Annotated in this window: 15 protein-coding genes; 8 read left to right on the forward strand and 7 right to left on the reverse strand. The window is 36.0% G+C overall.

Annotation, left to right across the window (positions count from 1 at the left end; genetic code table 11):
* Positions 1-2: 2 nt before the first annotated feature.
* Both ACFOOI_RS06060 and ACFOOI_RS06065 read left to right on the forward strand, forming a co-directional pair.
* Positions 3-1,709, forward strand: coding sequence for a RagB/SusD family nutrient uptake outer membrane protein (locus ACFOOI_RS06060; RefSeq protein ID WP_379836140.1), 1,707 nt, complete (start codon positions 3-5; stop codon positions 1,707-1,709).
* Between the two features lie 118 nt (positions 1,710-1,827).
* Positions 1,828-3,306, forward strand: a complete 1,479-nt coding sequence (locus ACFOOI_RS06065) for a glycoside hydrolase family 32 protein (protein ID WP_379836142.1) — start codon at positions 1,828-1,830, stop codon at positions 3,304-3,306.
* 140 nt (positions 3,307-3,446) lie between these two features.
* Here the strand turns inward: ACFOOI_RS06065 and ACFOOI_RS06070 are convergent, their stop codons facing one another.
* The 3 genes from ACFOOI_RS06070 to ACFOOI_RS06080 all read right to left on the reverse strand — a co-directional run bounded on the left by ACFOOI_RS06070 (position 3,447) and on the right by ACFOOI_RS06080 (position 8,032).
* Entirely contained in the window at positions 3,447-4,535 is a 1,089-nt protein-coding gene (locus ACFOOI_RS06070; RefSeq protein ID WP_379836144.1) for a hypothetical protein, read from the reverse strand.
* Between the two features lie 206 nt (positions 4,536-4,741).
* Positions 4,742-5,563: a ceramidase domain-containing protein gene (locus ACFOOI_RS06075; RefSeq protein WP_379836146.1), complete on the reverse strand. Its 822-nt coding sequence runs from the start codon at positions 5,561-5,563 to the stop codon at positions 4,742-4,744.
* Positions 5,564-5,701: 138 nt separating this feature from the next.
* Entirely contained in the window at positions 5,702-8,032 is a 2,331-nt protein-coding gene (locus tag ACFOOI_RS06080; protein WP_379836148.1) for a hypothetical protein, read from the reverse strand.
* Positions 8,033-8,739: 707 nt separating this feature from the next.
* Here ACFOOI_RS06080 and ACFOOI_RS06085 point away from each other — a divergent pair.
* The gene (locus tag ACFOOI_RS06085) at positions 8,740-9,621 is read left to right on the forward strand and encodes a YihY/virulence factor BrkB family protein (protein ID WP_379836150.1); all 882 of its coding nucleotides are present in this window, start codon (positions 8,740-8,742) and stop codon (positions 9,619-9,621) included.
* A gap of 26 nt (positions 9,622-9,647) precedes the next feature.
* Entirely contained in the window at positions 9,648-10,655 is a 1,008-nt protein-coding gene (locus tag ACFOOI_RS06090) for a helix-turn-helix domain-containing protein (RefSeq protein WP_379836152.1), read from the forward strand.
* On the opposite strand, the gene ACFOOI_RS06095 is transcribed toward ACFOOI_RS06090, so the two are convergent.
* The gene (locus ACFOOI_RS06095; RefSeq protein WP_379836154.1) at positions 10,656-11,105 is read right to left on the reverse strand and encodes a response regulator; all 450 of its coding nucleotides are present in this window, start codon (positions 11,103-11,105) and stop codon (positions 10,656-10,658) included.
* Between the two features lie 350 nt (positions 11,106-11,455).
* Here ACFOOI_RS06095 and ACFOOI_RS06100 point away from each other — a divergent pair, with 350 nt between their 5' ends.
* From ACFOOI_RS06100 to ACFOOI_RS06115, 4 genes are all read left to right on the forward strand, one after another.
* Positions 11,456-13,237 (forward strand): alpha-amylase family glycosyl hydrolase, encoded by a 1,782-nt coding sequence (locus ACFOOI_RS06100; RefSeq protein ID WP_379836156.1) that lies wholly within the window; start codon positions 11,456-11,458, stop codon positions 13,235-13,237.
* 192 nt (positions 13,238-13,429) lie between these two features.
* Positions 13,430-13,618, forward strand: a complete 189-nt coding sequence (locus ACFOOI_RS06105; RefSeq protein WP_379836158.1) for a hypothetical protein — start codon at positions 13,430-13,432, stop codon at positions 13,616-13,618.
* A gap of 241 nt (positions 13,619-13,859) precedes the next feature.
* Positions 13,860-14,495 (forward strand): OmpA family protein, encoded by a 636-nt coding sequence (locus ACFOOI_RS06110; protein ID WP_379836160.1) that lies wholly within the window; start codon positions 13,860-13,862, stop codon positions 14,493-14,495.
* A 178-nt stretch (positions 14,496-14,673) separates the two neighbouring features.
* The gene (locus ACFOOI_RS06115) at positions 14,674-15,174 is read left to right on the forward strand and encodes a pyridoxamine 5'-phosphate oxidase family protein (RefSeq protein WP_379836162.1); all 501 of its coding nucleotides are present in this window, start codon (positions 14,674-14,676) and stop codon (positions 15,172-15,174) included.
* Between the two features lie 115 nt (positions 15,175-15,289).
* Here ACFOOI_RS06115 and ACFOOI_RS06120 read toward each other — a convergent pair whose 3' ends face one another.
* The 3 genes from ACFOOI_RS06120 to ACFOOI_RS06130 form a co-directional block, all read right to left on the reverse strand.
* Positions 15,290-16,249 carry an endonuclease/exonuclease/phosphatase family protein gene (locus tag ACFOOI_RS06120; protein WP_379836164.1) on the reverse strand — a complete coding sequence of 320 codons (960 nt, stop codon included), beginning with the start codon at positions 16,247-16,249 and terminating at the stop codon, positions 15,290-15,292.
* A 62-nt stretch (positions 16,250-16,311) separates the two neighbouring features.
* Positions 16,312-17,364 carry a DUF748 domain-containing protein gene (locus tag ACFOOI_RS06125; protein WP_379836166.1) on the reverse strand — a complete coding sequence of 351 codons (1,053 nt, stop codon included), beginning with the start codon at positions 17,362-17,364 and terminating at the stop codon, positions 16,312-16,314.
* Positions 17,361-18,239 (reverse strand): hypothetical protein, encoded by an 879-nt coding sequence (locus tag ACFOOI_RS06130; RefSeq protein ID WP_379836168.1) that lies wholly within the window; start codon positions 18,237-18,239, stop codon positions 17,361-17,363. The genes ACFOOI_RS06125 and ACFOOI_RS06130 overlap by 4 nt, the downstream gene beginning before the upstream one ends.
* Between the last annotated feature and the right edge of the window lie 4 nt (positions 18,240-18,243).

An 18,243-nucleotide genomic window follows, 5' to 3' on the forward strand; every position in this document is an offset into this window, starting at 1 on the left:
TCATGAAAAAAAATATTATATTAAGCTTTTTGACAGTAGGTGTATTGGCTGTTACATCTTGTGATAAAGCCCTCGAATATACACCTACAGGTGTTCTGTCTTCTTCTGATCTTACCTCTAACAGTGCTATTGAAGGTTTGGTAACTGCGGCATACGCTGCAATTGGTAATGGCGATATGATCGGGCCAATCTATAGTAATTGGGTATACGGCAGCGTTCGCTCTGACGATACTTACAAAGGTGGTGGCGGTACTGGCGATGTAGGAGAAATAGACGCCCTTGAGCATTATAACCTTGTGCAACCTACAATGGATGCTTTTGTGACAAGAACATGGAGAAACTTGTTTAAGTCTATCTCAAGATGTAATGTTGCTTTACGTGCGGTAAATGGTTTAAATGAAACTTCTTACCCACAGAAAAAAACGCGACTAGCTGAACTGCGTTTTTTACGTGCACATAGTTATTTTACTATGAAATTGTTATACAAAAACATACCTATTTTTGATGAAAATGCCACCCAAGAAGAGATATTACAGATATCGAATGATTTAACTAATGATGCTTCTTGGAATAAAATTGGGGAAGATTTTCAATTCGCAATTGACAATTTACCTGTAAACCAACCAGAAAAGGCTAGAGCAAATAAAACTGCAGCACAAGCCTATCTGGCCAAACTTAGATTGTATCAAGCCTATGAGCAAGATGCGAGTCATAAAGTAACAAATATCAATAAAACTAGGTTACAAGAAGTAGTTATCTTGGCACAGGCAGTAGTAAATTCTGGTAAATATAGTTTGGCCGCTGATATAGCCGACAACTTTATACCTGAAACAGAAAACGGTTCAGAGTCAGTTTTTGCAATACAATTTACAATAAATGATGGCACTACTGCTGGAAGAATGAGCTATGAAGATGGCTTAAACTATCCTCATGGAGCTCCTCAATATGGATGTTGTGGATTTCATGCAGGAAGTCAGAATCTTGTAAATGCACATACAACTGACGAAAATGGTTGGCCGAAGTTTGATACTTTTAATAATCAAATAGCTGACTTGGCTACTGCTACTGTAGATCCAAGATTAGATCACACCGTGGGCATAGATGGGCACCCTTATAAATACAATAACAGCCTTCCTTTTAGTAATAGCTGGGTACGTGATGCAGGAGTTTATGGTAATTTCCATACTATGAGGTTCCAACAGTTAGCTTCAAGCAGCTCGTATTTTAAGTTAGGCCCATTTATGGGAACTGCAAAAAACTACGACATTCTTAGATATGATGATGTTTTATTGATATTAGCTGAGGCGTATATTCAACTGGGTCAACAAGACTTAGCTCTTCCAATTATCAACCAAATTAGATTACGTGCGGCAAATAGTACAGCCAAACTGAAGAAAGCTGATGGAACATTCGCATCAAAATATAATGTAAAACCATACAGTAGCACCGGATGGACACAGAGTTTCGCCCTAAAAGCATTGCAATGGGAACGAAGATTGGAGTTTGCAACAGAAGGGTCTAGGTTTTTTGACTTAGTAAGATGGGGTATTGCTGAACCTGTACTAAATGATTACATCAATAAAGAAAAAGCAAGAAGAACCTATTTAAGTACTGCTAAGTTTTCTGCCGGTCGTGACGAGTATCTACCTATCCCTCAGGCTGAAATCACGTTTACAAATGGTTTATACAAACAAAATCCAGGATACTAGATTAATATATAAAATGGAAAATATTTTATCAATGGTTAATTGATATATTGCCAAATATGATGGCGGAGTTTTCCGCCATCATTATTTAATATTATAGTTTCAAACTAAAGTTTATATCATGAGAAAAATCGCAATTGTGTTTATTTGGGCATTGATGGCGGCATGTAGCAAAAAGTCAACTTCTGATAATCAGGCTCTCAAAGTAACCGAAAAATACCGACCTGAATATCACTTTACGCCTAAAAGTGGTTGGATGAACGATCCTAACGGACTAACCTTTTTTGAAGGTGAATATCACCTTTTTTATCAGCATTATCCGGATAGTACGGTTTGGGGGCCTATGCATTGGGGCCATGCGGTTTCAAAAGATTTAAACCATTGGGAGGAATTGCCCATTGCCCTTTACCCCGATAGTCTCGGATATATTTTTAGTGGAAGTGCCGTTATTGACTATAACAACACCTCGGGTTTTGGCACAAAAGACATGCCCGCTATGGTAGCCATTTTTACTTACCACAACATGAAAGGCGAAAAGGCTAATAAAATTGATTTTCAAACCCAAGGAATTGCTTATAGTCTAGACAAAGGAAGAACTTGGACTAAATATGAGGGTAACCCTGTATTGAAAAATCCCGGTATAAAAGATTTTAGAGACCCAAAAGTCTCGTGGTATGCAGCCGAAAACAAATGGGTAATGGTGCTAGCCGTAAAAAGTCAAGCCAATATTTATTCATCAAAAGATTTGAAAAACTGGACATTAGAAAGTGAGTTCGGCAAAACCATCGGTTCGCACGAAGGCGTTTGGGAGTGCCCCGACCTATTTCCATTGAAAGACCAAAACGGTCTTGAAAAATGGGTAATGTTGGTCAGCATTAATCCAAATGGACCGCAGGGTGGGTCTGCTACACAGTATTTTGTAGGAGATTTTGATGGAAAAACGTTTACGCCTGCTGACACCACCACACGTTGGATGGACTATGGGGCAGACAACTACGCAGGAGTAACTTTTAGTAATGTCCCTGGAAAAGATGGTCGAAGAATTCTGATTGGTTGGATGAGCAATTGGCAGTATGCAAACGTAGTACCTACCGAAAAATGGAGAAGTGCCACTACTATACCGAGAGAGTTGTCGATAGAAAAAACACCTGGACACGGATTCCGACTAAACTCCACTCCTATTAAAGAAACTATCGACTGTTTTGATAAAGGGAAAACCCAAACAGAGAATAGTTTTGAATCTGAAAAAGGAAACTATTTACTTGAGCTTTCGGGAATTGGAGATGCTGCAGGCACCCTTGAGATTAGCAATGAAAAAGGGGAGCGTTTTAGCGTTAAATTTGATAAAAGTCAATTGATAACCGACCGAACTATGGCAGGAGTAAGTAGCTTTAGTAAAGAATTTGCGGCAATTCACAAGGCCCCATTACATGGAATAATAGTGAACAAAATACAAGTCTTTGTAGATGCATCTTCGGTAGAAATATTCATAAACGACGGCGAATTGGTAATGACAGAACTCATTTTCCCAAATGAACCTTTAACCAAAATTAAGTTTATGGGAAACACTCAAGATAAAAAGATTTATTACCTAAAATAATCGGTTCAAAAGTCAATTTTTAAAATAAAAATGGAGCTTGGATTTGTATATAATTCCAAGCTCTTTTTTTGTGTGTTTATAAATAGAAATAGTACCTAAATTTTAAATAAAGGTGTTTGTTTTTTTTTATTCAAAAGAGATTAATCCTCGTAGGTAACCAAAATTACAATTGGTTTATAACTAATATCGGCTCCATTAGGCAAAGTGGCATTCTTCACTGTAATTTTGGAGTTATCATAGGTATACATAAACTGTATAGTTGAAGAGGCATATTGATAATTTGGCCCTACCCAGCTGTATCCGCTATAATTAACGTGGATATCAATCGCTAAAATTTTAGCAGCCGAACTAATTCCATGTAAAATATCTACACTATCGCCTGGACCTGGACCAGTAAGTCCAGTAAGTTTTTTCATTTTTATATTAGGAGCCGTAGATCCTAATCGCGAATAACCTGCAACTGCAAAACCAGCCGGATTTGAAGTTGTACCAACAACAACAGACCCATTTGAAAGGTCATTTAAGAATAAATTAGAGCTTGCATTACCATTAAACGAGTTAATTCTACTATTATCCAAAATTAGGTGCTTGTTTTCCAATTGTCCAATTGCAGCTGCTCCAGTATTATAGCTAGTTGAATTAGTATTACTGTTAATATGAAATGGAAGTATGGGATTACTATTTAATATCCCCACATTTCCATCACCTCTTAGAGTTAAAATATTTGCCCCACTATTTTGAAAATGAAGTTTATCTTCTGATGTATTTGCACCATTTGCGAAACCGGCAACATCCCAAAAACGAGCCCCTCTAACATAAAGTAAGGGTGCTGTAGGATAACTTGGATTACTACTAACTGCATAAGATTGCCTAAATCTAAGTCGGGCAAAATCACCAGCTTGATATTCATCCAGAATTAATTGTGGCCCACCACTTGATTCATTTGAGGTGGTCGAATTATGCCTAATATGCAGCTTTCCGTCGTTTATATATGATGATGGGACAGAAAAAGTAGGAGTAAACATAGTTCCGATACCTACATTTCGGGTATAATTTAAACCAACTGGCAAAAAATTAAGTGTATTGCCATCTGCCCCAATTCCCATTTTTTTTTCTTCGCTAGTTACACTTGCTTCATCCACAGTATTGGCTGGTTTTATAACTATTTGCGAAAAAACAGCCTGTGAAAAACTTAAAAATAAGAATAGTGTTTTTGTGAGATTTTTCATGATAAATATATTTTAATTGTTTTATTTAATGGTCAATTAAAAAATACCTATTTGGAATAAGAAGACTATTTTATTATGTGGAAAAAACTTTTTTATTCGGTCACTTTTTCACGTATAAATACCCTAAAGAAAATATAATATGCCATTTTTTTTGCACCAAATCTTTCTTTTAGTAATACTTAAAACCTAAATCAACCCAAATGAAATCATCGCTTTTCAAACCTAAAAAAAGCAAAACAAAGGAAACTAGAAAATGCAGTTAACACATGCCAAATAGCGTGACCTTGCAGCAGGCCCTTAGGGTCACAATTAAGTTTTTGCACATCGTCAGTTCTTATTTTTATTGCCCACAAAACACAGGCAAAACTTAACAAAGCGATACTTAGAAAACGTTTTTTGGGTTGCTTCGCAAATACAATTATCATCCCGGCAAACTGCGTAAGAATAAGTATTGGAATCAATATTTTACTTGAAACCAAGGGTGCCAATGCATAAAAGCCGAATATTAAAGCTATCAAACCTACGATTAGGTAATTTTTTGTTTTTTTAGAAAGGCCTTTTGTGGCAAATAAATGAAATAAAACAATCGCGACTAATAAAAACGTAAGGCCATAGGTTCCGTTCATGTCTACACGCTGCCCAATAAGCGTAAGCGAGCCATGAAAAAACGAACTTCCGAAACACAAATAAACAAAACAAGCCCCAAGCAGAAACCCGAGCTCAGGGAAGTTTTTAAGGCTTATTTCTCCCGAAGCTATCTGATTATCTTTATCAAATTTACTGATGGTTAACACCAACACACCAAAGAAAAAGTAAGCAAGATTTGAGTAAGTATTTATTTTTTGATGAAAAAAACTATCGGGATTGTTATACTCGCAATATTCTACATTTACGGCGGATTGACTCAAAGCAAGGCCATTCCAAATGGCTCCTGGAATAAAACTATTGGCCAACAAATAAACCACATACATACCAAAAGTAGCCACTAAAGAAGTGAGAAATATAGTTTTTATATTATTGAAATTCATAAGTAGGACAGTTTTATTTAAAGGAATTTAAATATAGGTACTAATCCTTAATTTCTAAATAAAACTAACCAAAACCCAGAACCCCAAATTAAAAAAAAACGACCCCAAAGGGCCGTCTTTTTCTTATTCTGTTTACAATTATTTCCTAATGAGCGTAATTGTAATTGGTACACAAATTTTGGTAGGGCAACTTGAACAATTGGCAGGAGGAGCCACACTCGTAGTTAAGGTACATCCATTTGCATCGGTTATTATTATAGTTTTAGAGCCCGTGGATATCAATCCAGCATTTATAAATGGACTAGCCCCTCCATAAGTATAGGTGGCTCCTGTAGAAACTCCATCAACAGTTACTGTATATGTCGTGCCACTTCCACCTGAAGGATTTAAAACAATGTCAAACGTATCGTCAGTTGCCGAACTGGTGGTACCGGCATCGTTACAATAAGTCACCGCATTTGCTGACAAAATAGACGGATTCACATTTACTACTACCGTATCGTAGTTTACACAACCCGCGGCATTGGTTAACGAAACTATATACGTGGTGGTGGTCGTTGGAGAAACCGAAATACTGGAGGTTGTTTCGCCCGTGTTCCATAAGAAAGTTCCAGTTCCTGTGGCGGTTAAAGCTACTGCTGTGCCTGAGCACGTGATCCTGTCTACGCCTGCACTTACCACTGGCAGTGCATTTACATTGACGGTTATTGGGCAACAATTACCCAACAAACACCCAGCCGTAGAAGTGAAATTTACAGTATAATTTCCACTTTCACCCACTATTAAGTCGGCACTGGTAGCCCCCACAATCGCTATGTCATCTTTATACCATTGGTAAGTTGGTGCCACAGTTGACGACGTTAGTTTAATCGAATCTCCTAAACAAATTTGAATGGGCACCGAAACACAAACACTAGCTACGTCATCCTCAGTTGTAGATCCATTATTATATGGCGAATCTGTATCGGTTTCGTTTGCTGCTATTATTTCAGCAAAATTGGTCAATATACCTACTGAGTCTACCTTGGCTGTTATGGCAAGCGATAGGCTCGTAGTAGTTCCTCCCAACGCACTCCCAATATTCCATATACCCGACAAAGGAGTATAAAAAGTACCCGTAGGTGCCGTATGAGACACATAAGTTAAGCCCGAAGGAAGCAAATCTTTAATTTGTAAACCTGTGGCATTTAGGGTGGCGGCATCTCTGGTAGCTGTAATTGTAAAATTAACATTTGAGCCCATTGAAGGAGCTGAATTACTTACCGTCTTGGCAACTGAAATATCAATGGTATTAGAATCACACGCGTCTGGATATCCGTCTCCATCGGTATCGATCAAATCATTTCCTGTACATCTGTCCATGCAATCTGGTATTCCGTCTAAATCGGTATCGAGTTTTACATATGCGTAATAAACATCATAAGAAGCTCCCAAACCTAATGAAACCAAGCCTTGAGCTACTATTCTTATTTTATTAAATGTTTTTGTGGTTTTAAACCCAACTTGATATACCGGCGAGGAGCCATTTAATGCTAAAGCTGAGAGCAAAGAACTACCCGAAACACTTTCTTGAAGTGTACTGCCAAGATATGTTTCTACAGTTAGGCCACCAAGTAAGTTAAGCCCTAACAAACCCGAATTATCTGAAACGGCAAAACCAGCGAATGTCCCAATCGGGTAAGTAGCGGTAGTAGAAACTTCAAGATACCTAGAGCAGGCTACCCCTAACAATGGAACAGCCAAATTAGCTGCTGCTGTGGTGTCTCCTATAACATTATTTGCATTTGTGACGCCACCTCCTACACAAATTCCCGACGAACCTGTGCTTGGATTACCCGTTACTTCTGTACCTGTAAGAGCGTTTACGCAATCTTTCGGACATATAGTGGGCCCTTCAAAAGCCCCATAAACTCTTAAAGACGTTAATGCCCCCACAACCCCAACCGATACTAATCTTATTTCATCAAAATCTTTGGTTGTAACAAAACTTAATATTTGCTTTCCGCCTGATACTCCTTGCAGCACAGACAGATTTAATAAACTTCCACCGCCACTAAAAGCACCGGATTCTTGTAAAATACCGTTTCTAAAAGTTTGAACTTGAAGATTACTTAATATACTGGCGGAGAGTAGACCACCATTTGGCCCAACAATAAAACCGGCTTCATTTCCTGCAGGATAATACTGAAGTGAATCTTTGATAGCGATAATGGGAGTACCGCTTAACAAACTTACCGGAAGCGAGGCAACCACATAATTACTTTGATCCGCATCAATGACATTGGATGCCCCAACCACGCCGCAAAGTAGACAAACTCCAGCACCGCCCGAACCAGTACCCAAATAAACACCCCTGCCCGAGATAGGGTCCATACAAATCTTATTATCCTCAATAGTTTGCTGAGCACTGCCTTGAAAATAACTTATCATAAAAATGATAAAAAGGAAAGTTTTAGTTTTTGTTCTCATGTTGCGATTAGTTTAAATATTAATAATAATATGAAAATTATTAATCAAGTGACATGCCATATAAAACACTGTTTTTCATGTGATTGAGAGCAATAAAAACGGAACACTTTCGATTTTAGAATTAGATTTATACAGAACACGAAGGAAATGCAATCTTTAAATAGTTATGTATTAAATTGACATAATTATATTTTCTAACCTCATTTTAATCAAAAAATTATCAAGCGGTACCACCTATTTTTTGGCATAAAATGTGTACCAGAATTTGGTTATCGCAAAAGTTCGAAAATCGGCGAAAACAGCTCTCATTTACTCTGAATCACATTTTTTAAAATTAAGAAAAGTAGCAGAGTAGCCTTTGTGGAAAAAAAAGAGAGCCATTCAAAAGAAATTTACCGTCGTGTTTTCAATCTATTTCATTCAAAAAATGGGAAAACTCAAAACAATCCACCTTTCCTTTTTTAATAAATCCCTTCTAAAAAAATTAAATGAATAGATGACGAAAAAGCTTTCTAAATCACCCTTTTTGGAAGCTTAAAAAAGAAATACAAACCTTAACTAATCTACATAATTCCAATAAGCTAAACGTACCAAAAAATGACATTCTACACTCCTGCAAACCTGTAGCAAAATTTCCCCAAAGTGTAGAAATCGTCTTCAATTTACTGCGGAACAATATTCTATTCATATAGGAAAACAGATGGAATATGAAGAATATATTTATAGCTTTGAAATTGAGCATCGTTAACTTTTTCGATTACAAAATCCAAAAGAAAGCCGCCTCTTTGGCCTATTACACCTCTTTTGCCATTGCCCCTATTTTTTATTTTATTATAAAACTGGGGAGTATATTTTTCGGTAAAGAAATAATCAACGGACAGCTTTTTCTTAAACTTCAGACTTTCTTAGGCTTTGAAATAGCCGAAATGCTACAAAACATTTTAAGCAAAACTATTATAGAAGGGCAATCGGTAGTGGCCACAGTTGTAGGTTTGGGTGCTTTGCTTTTTGCGGCAACGGGAGTTTTTATAGAAATGCAAGACTCTATCAATGACATTTGGAAAGTTGAGGTCAATCCCAATAATAATATCTTAAGTTTTTTCAAAAATCGGCTTTTGAGTTTTTCAATAGTAGTAACTATGGGATTCTTGTTTTTGGTTGCTATGATTATCAACTCGGCTATAGAAATTCTACTCGATTCCATAAACCTTCAGCTAACAAATTTTTCCATAATATTCACCACCATTTTTAATTATCTGGTAATGACATTCATCATCAGTGTGCTTTTCTTTTTGATATTCAAAGTTTTACCTGATGTAAAGTATAACACCAAAGTCTCGTTTTCGGGTGCAGTGGTCACCACCGTATTATTTTTATTGGGAAGGTTCGGAATTGGTTTTTATCTCTCAAACTCCAATATGAATTCTGTTTTTGGGGCAGCAGGAGCATTTGTCATTTTGCTTTCTTGGGTATATTATACGTCTATTATCCTGTATTTTGGGGCAGCATATACCATGAATTTAGCCAACACAATAAAGTGTAAAATAACGACTAACGATTACGCTAAAAAGGTAAAAACCACCAAATAAAAAGGTCAATTATAAAATAAAGAGCCATGTTAGAAATAGAAATAAATATAGAAATGCCTACCGATACCAAAGGGACAAATCCAGTGCTAAACCAAGTGGTAGAGGACTGTGGCGTAAGCTGTCACACCATAAACCGCGATACATTTGCCGGAAATATAACCTCTTTTAAAACCAACGACGATATCAATACGATTATCCTGAATTTTGAGGTACATCAAGACTTCACCCTAAATCTGACAAACCCGCGAGGAATAAAAAGGACTTTCAATGCAATTTATAATTTTGCAGATCATTGTAACCTTCAATGTCCAATATTCAAATCTCCAAAAAATATAGAAGCTAATAAACTGCACGTTTGTATTCCGAACACAAACACATCATTTTCAATGAGTTTCAAGGCAAACACTCGTATAAAAGGCATGATAATTAGTTCTGATTTTGAAGCTTTAATTCAGCAAAACTTTTGTGACAAAAACAGCATCCCAAAACCATACGTAAATGCTCTAAATGGCATGTATGCCGATATTTTACAGAAAAAAGATTTTAGTATTCAAATGAAAAACTTGGTGGAGAAGTCTATTCATAATCAGCAAACGGGCCTTGAAAAAAGAATGAGCTTGGAGGCACATTGTAAAGAACTAACTTCATTGGCAATAAGCACACTTGGGAAAGTCAGTAAAACATTAGCCAAAAGTGAAACTAACATCAATCAGAATGTGAGATTTAAAGTAAATCAGGCGGCCACATACATAGAGGAGCACTATGCAGAGAACCATACCCAAGAAGAGCTTGCCAAAAAAGTAGGTTTAAATTTGACTACGCTTGCGTCTTCGTTTAAGAAAATACATGGCGTAACGCTAAATAAGTATAAACTAAAAATAAGATTAGAAAAGGCCAAAACCTATTTGATTAGTACTGAAGAGCCTGTCGTATCTGAAGCCGCCAATTTAGTAGGATTTAACAATGTGGGATATTTTATTAAAAAATTCAAAGTAGAATTCCAAAAATACCCGACTGAAGTAGCAAGTAAATAATCAGTCAGCTACACTCAAAATATTTGTCAATGATTCAACCAAACCATTAAAATTTACCGGTTTTATGAGGTAATCATGAGCACCCAAAGCCTTGGTTTTGTTGATGTCGTTGATATTAGAACTGGTAGAATAGATGATTACTTTAATACTATTTTTAAAACTAAGCTCCGAAAGCATTTTTAAGCACTCTAAGCCATTGATTTTGGGCATATTTAAATCCAGAAAAAGAAATTCTGGCTTCTTTTCTAAACTCGTCAATTGTTCTATACCAGTTGATACGTTGCTAAAGCAACACAGGTTTGCATTTATGCCAGTTTCTTCCAATGCCATCTCAAAAATCTCTTGATCCTCGAGGTCGTCATCTATCAAATAAATATTAAGTCTTGGCGATTCCAGCATTGGCAATAGTTGAATTTTCGAACAAATGTCGTGATTAAATTCTTTTTTCAATAATCCAAAATAGTATATAAATGGCACAATTCAACAATTCCACAAATATTTGAGGAAATACGGCTACACAATTCCCCATTTTAATAAAAATGATAACATTTTGATAATTATCAATTAGAAGCAGTTTTTCAATTTTTATAAAAAAAAGTACTTTTTAAATATTCTTTAAAACTAAATAAAGACCTAAGTTTTATTGTTGAAAAGGGGATTGAAATTATCTGTGATTTTAGTCCTAAAAGAGGAGATTTTGGAGAGAAAAACGCCTTAATTAACTCTTCTATTCATATTTTTTGCCTCTAAAAAAGGGAACAGGTTTTTATTTCATATTAAAAAAATAAACTTTTAATAATATGAATAAAGAAGATTTCGAAAACGCACCGAACGGAGTTTCTAAAACTAAAACTTCAGAAATTATTTTTAAAGTTTGGGCTCCACACGCAAAGTCAGTAAGACTAACCGGAACATTTAATAATTGGGACGAATCAAGTCTAAAACTTGAGGCAATTGATAACGGCCACTGGGCGATTTTGGTCAGTGACATTAAAGATGGTGACGCGTATAAATATGTGATAGAAACCCAAAACGGAACGTTGCTAAAACGAAATGACCCCCACGCAAAAAAAGTAACCAATAGCATAGGAAACAGTGTGGTTTACTTAGAAGATTTTGATTGGGACGGCACAGACCAATTTACATTAGAAAGCCATAACCAACTGGTTATTTATGAATTACACATTGGAACATTTAACAAAAAAGAAGGTCAGGAAGTAGGAGATTTTTATTCCGCCATAGAAAAGTTAGACTACCTCGTAGACTTAGGCATAAATACCATAGAGGTAATGCCGATATGTGAGTTTTCAGGTGACTTTTCGTGGGGATATAACCCTGCTCACCCCTATGCGGTAGAGAGCATTTACGGCGGCCCCGAAGGTTTTAAAATATTTGTAAAAGAAGCCCATAAACGTGGTTTAGGTGTAATTTTAGATGTGGTATATAATCATTTTGGACCAAGTGACATGGACCTTTGGCAGTTTGATGGATGGAGCGAGCATGATAAAGGAGGCATTTATTTTTATAACGATTGGAAATCTAAAACCCCATGGGGAGACACTAGGCCTGACTATGGACGTGGCGAAGTGAGAAACTACATTTTTCAGAATGCCATGATGTGGTTGGAGGAGTATAAATGTGATGGATTAAGAATGGACATGATTCCATACATGAGAAATGTGAATGCTGACGAAAGTGCCGCTAATGATATAGAAGAAGGGAAAACGTTGATTCAGTGGATTAATAAAGAAATTCACTCAAAATATCCCAACAAAATATTAATAGCCGAAGACCTCCACATGATAAATGACATTACGGCCAAGGTAGAAAACGGTGGGCTGGGATACAGCAGCCAATGGTGTGCGGCATTTGTTCATCCGGTAAGAGAAGTAATAACGACGGTAGACGATGACTCCCGCGATCTGCTAAAAATAGAACATGCACTTACCAAAAAATATAATATTGATGCTTTCGAACGAATAGTATATACGGAGTCACACGATGAAGTGGCAAACGGTAAGGCCAGAATTGTAGAGGAAATTGCGGTAGACGATGTTAATAATTATTTTTCAAAAAAAAGAGCACAAATAGCCGCCGCTCTGATATTTACCGCTCCGGGCATACCCATGATTTTTCAAGGACAAGAATTACTCGAAGATGGATATTTTGATGACGGCGACCCTATTGATTGGAAAAACCTGGATACTTATAAAAACTATGTGCATTTCTTTAAAGACCTAATAGCACTCCGAAGAAACTTAGAAGGCAACACCAAAGGATTGCAGTCGCAGCACATAGCAATTCAACATTTAGATAATAATTCCAAGATATTAGCCTTTCACAGGTTTGACAAGGGCGGCAGCCAAGACAGCGTATTTGTTCTTATAAATTTTGCCAATCGATATTTGGAAAATTATCAAGTAGAGTTTCCATCCGAAGGAAATTGGACCCTAAGACTAAACTCAGATACAACTTATTATGACCCTAAAAACAAAAACCGGGATATAAATTTGAGCATGGAAGGAAGTAAGGGACAATTAAACATCGCTGAATATCAAATATTAATATTCACTTTAGATTGACATTTACCCAAGTTTTAAAACTACAGAAACCTGGCTATCAAAGACCTACAGACACAGTAGGTCTTTTTTTTGGTACAAATCTCCACAACTTTTATACGATTTGAGGATATTTTTCCCCACAATAAGGATTTGAACAATCTTTTGATTAGCGGAATAACTTTTTTATTGTATTAAGTATTAAACATTAAAATTATGACGATTTCAGTAATGCTAATTGGTTTATTAATAATTGCTTTTTTTACTATTTACTTAGTAATAGAGTTTGTATTTGTTAGTCCGAATTCATTGAATTCAAAGAGTCAAAACAAATACCAAAACGATGGAGAATTAAGAAAGAAATTTAGCGAACTAAAACGTAAAAGTTCGTTGATAAAAATATAATATAGTTTAGGTTAGTTAAAGTTTAAAGATCGAAAAAAAGCAGCATTATGTGCTGTTTTTTTTTGTCCAAAAAATGGAGTCCATAAATAAACACAAACTTAAAAAAGTGTAGAAAATAGTATACAAATAACCTCAAAAAATATCCCAAAAGCTGGGTAACAAATACCCCAAAACCGTATAAAACCCCATGGAACACCAATTTAAGTATAACAGTATATTTTAAAATCAAAACAATACTATAATGAAAAAACTAAGCTATTTATTAATGTTTACTGCAATGGGATTCACTTTTGCATCATGTAAAACATCAAACTCAACTCCGAAAATCGCAAACTCGATTCCATCAGTTGATGTGGCTACTGTAAAAAACTATCCGTTGGCTGACACCGTTCTGAAATATTCGATGAAAGGAATTACCCATTTAAACCTTACCGAAAAAATGGGCGAACTGGGCAACGAAATCGCATCAAACATAGGGGGTAGTGCGAGCGTATTTCAATTGGGCGAAGGCGTAGTGGTATCGCTTGATAGAGGAAATGTTTTTGAAATAGGAAAGGCAGATTTAAACTCAAATACCAAGGCTATATTGGGTGGTTTGGCTTATAATTTAATGCAAAACCCAGATAACTACGTAGTAGTATTCGGAAGAACGGATAACTCGGGTTCTAAAGGATTAAACGAAAAATTAGGATATCTAAGAGGTGCAACGGTGGCCAATCATATGGCGGGATCGGGAATACCTCAAGACAGATTTTTCATACAAACTCTAGGAGAAACCTACCCAGATTTCTTTAACAATAGCAAAATGGGAAGAAACAAAAACAGAAGAGTTGATATCTTGATTATCCCCTCTAACGAACTGAGAACAAGCTTATAATTCATCAACAATACGATAACTGGTTGCCTCGGCGACCAGTTATTTTTTTGACCAAAATTTAGTAATTCAATCGGTATTTTATATTTAACTAACTACAAATAAATACTTTATACTTACCCCACCGTGACTTTTTTTATAAAGTAATAATTGAACAATCATAGATTAAAACAACAGAACAATGAGCACAGAAAATTTAAAACAAACAGAAGCAATCCTAAAATTAAAAGAACTTGCAGAAGATATCAAATTTGCATTGATGGCCACAGACCTACAAGCTAAGCCTGCACATGTGATACCCATGACCACCAAAGAAGTAGACGAGGATGGGAACATCTGGTTTTTGAGCGATAAAAACAGTACACATAATCAAAATATATTGACTGAAGGTTTTGCCCATTTGTTTTATTCCAAAGGTACTTCAATGGAGTTTCTTTCGGTATATGGACAGGCGAGCATCGTAACTGAACCTGCAATAATAGAAAAACTATACAACAAAGCTGACGATGTCTGGTTTGAGGGAGTTAATGACCCAAACATATCGGCAATAAAGATTTCGCCACTTCAGTCCCATTATTGGGATACCAAAAATGGCATAATTACTACTTTATTTAATTTAGGCTTAAATATTATTACCGGAGAAAAAAGAGACCTGGGTGCTCAAGGAGAATTGCATATTTAATACAATCTGAAACCGTAATAAAACCTAAAGAGGGTAAATATCAGCTAGATAACTACCCTCTTTTTTTTTACCAAAAAATAAAAAAATCAAGTTGAATATTTCTAGATAATAGCCTTTAAATTTCAAATGTAACCACCAAAGGCAAATGATCGCTGCCGATGTTTTCTAAGAGATTCATCTCTACTAACTTAAGATTAGGCGAACAAAAAACTTGGTCAATGGGGATTTTGAAAGGCGAAGAAGCGGGAAATGTTGAAAAGAATCCTCGGCCTACACGTGGGTCTTTCATGTTTGTGAGTTTTTTGAATATTCGAGACGATTTACTCCACGCCACGTCGTTAAGGTCGCCTACTAAAAGGCAGTTTTGATCTGCAAAATTTTTAACTATTTTTCTTGCAGTTCGTATCAACTCTTTGTCTTTGTTGGTGGCGTATTCGGCCTCACCAGGCACTGGAGGCTTAGGATGAAGCCCAAAAACTCGTAATGGGTTTCCATGAATATTCAAAAGCACCTCAGCAGAAGGAATGTTTTTACTCACAAAATAATTTATTTGAGATTCTTCAAAAGGCAATTTACTCATCATCAAAAGTCCATAGGTATCTTCTCGTATGGCTTTTACTTGATATTGATAGGTATTTTCTAACACAGACATGGCCTTCTCCCATTTTGAACATGTTTCTAGCAGAAGTACCAAATCAGGCTTGTGCTTAATAATGGCATTTATAGCATCAGCATAACGCTCATTATACTGGTAGACATTAAAAATGAAGATTTTAAGGTTACGCTCATCTTCTGCTTGCCTTTTAGATTTAGAAACCGATTTAGGCCAAAAAATAGTAAATGGCATAAACACTATAAAACTATAAATTGCTCCGCAAATAAGCAAAGACATTAAACCATAATCTGGTATACTAAGGTCTGAAAAAACAAATATTAAAACTGAAAACAAAACTGCAAAAAACGCATAAAACGTCTTGAAATAGTCTTGGCCTCTAATGAGCCAATAGTCATTATCTGTTTCGGGAACCAAGATACCTGCCAAAATCAAAACCGACAGAATATAAATCGCAATCATACTATTTTAGGGTTTGATATGCACTCACAATCAATTAGTTAAATATATTTAAGCCTTAAAACTTATTCTAATTCGGTAAAGAAGGTTTTAGCTTCTACTTTTTTTAGAAAAGCTTTACGGTAAGCGTTGCTTAGTGAACTAAAAAATATAGGCCAAAACGAAGTCTGCACTTTGTCTATGTTTCCTTTTATCGGAATTCTGCTTGCTACCTGATTCTTTTTAAAGTTCGTCAACGCTATCTTGCCTAATTCTACGCCCAGTTCCTTAACATATCGCTTAGGTGAGCGTTTTTCGTCTTCCTTAAATTTAAAAACTTTTACGCCATTTCCTATGGGTTTGAAGTACCCCAAAATCTGCTGGTCTTTAATAGCAAGCTCACTCACTAAAGATATTTTCCCTTTTTCGAAGTTTATGTCTCCGTAATATTCCGCCATCGGATTTAGCTTTACAGCCTCCATGTCCAATATTTTCAGGTCATATTCTAAATCAGGTATTTCCTTTAAAAGCTGCATATTGGCATTTAAAACCATGTTTCCGCCTAGCCCTTCAAGATCGGCCGTGGCCCTTACAGGGGAGGGTAGTTTTACGTTTTTGTCTATTACATTTCTGATATTTTCTATGGTTGCATTAAAATTGGTGAATTTCACGTCAGTGCTAGGTTCCGAAATACCATTTATGAGGTTAACAGTTCCTTTTGCTACCTCAAAACGGTTGATTTTTATTGGGAGCAATTCCTTGATCAAATTCGTCCAATCTTCCTCGGTGCCGTCTTGAGTTTTCGTGTCAGAATTAGCAAAAGCAAAGTTCACAATCGGGTTTAAACATATAACCTCCCCTACTATGGAGCCTTTAAAAACTGATTTCCATTGGATAGAGAGGTCGGTCTTTTTGATGGAAATAAACGGCAGTTTCTTTTCCCCGTTTATTTTAAAAATATTTAGATCCTTGATCACATAGGCACCTCTATACAATGCCAGGTCGATATCGTTCACATGGCCGGTGTATGACTCCATGTTTTGCAGCGTTTTATTCACATAAACTTTTACTACATACGGCAACGCGATTCTAAGCCCTACCAAAAGCACAATTATGGATATAGCTATTTTCTTTTTCATTTTCTTTTCATTATTTCATTTACATTGCCAGAAATATTCGTTTCAAAATGGCAGCCATCTATCATTGGATTTTCGGTTAAAATAATTGCTTTGAGGTTTATAAAAAGCATGGTATTTTTCTTATTGCCAACAAAAGCAGGCAGTTTCAAAATGGCTTTCTTAACATCTACGTGCATGGGAACAGGGTAAACCCTCGCAGATTTTTGATTTATTACAATAGTTTCTGAAATAAGCCCCGTTACCACATTTTGCGTGTCGTCTACTTTAATATTAAACTTCGGATGCTTGATTTTAATGGCATTTGTATTAAAATTTGTAATTTTTAAATACGCAATAAAATTTGTATTCTTATTGCCTTTTACACGTTCCAAACGCTCAAATTCAACTTTCGGAAACTTAAAAGTAGGGAGTTTTTCGGTGTGCGAAAACTCTAGCGATTTTGGTAAATACCATGCAGGCTTATTATATATGATAGTCTCAAAAACGTACTCAGTCTCTTCGCTTGTTGTTAAATTTACATTTTTAGACTTTTCTTTGATGGCCGGTACATTAAGCTTAATCGGAAGTTTTATTTTACTACTTGATTTAGCATTTAGACTAAATGGAGCCTTATCGATGGTTTGCAGCAAAATTGTATCTTCTGTACCTATTTTAAGGGAAATTCCGTTAAAAGACATTCCGAAAGGTAGCCTGTTTTCAACCGTAACCTCAACGTTCATTTTTACGGTTTTGAGGTTTACTTGGTTATACTGCAAAATATTCACCCCCACTTTTGGGTAAAAACGAGCGAGTAAAACGCTATTATTAAAGAACAAAATTGTGGTCAAAAGTGCAAAAAGTACACCTCCAATAATCCAAGGTTTTTTATTTTTCATGGTC

Source organism: Lacihabitans lacunae (assembly GCF_042649125.1).
Lineage (GTDB): Bacteria > Bacteroidota > Bacteroidia > Cytophagales > Spirosomataceae > Leadbetterella > Leadbetterella lacunae.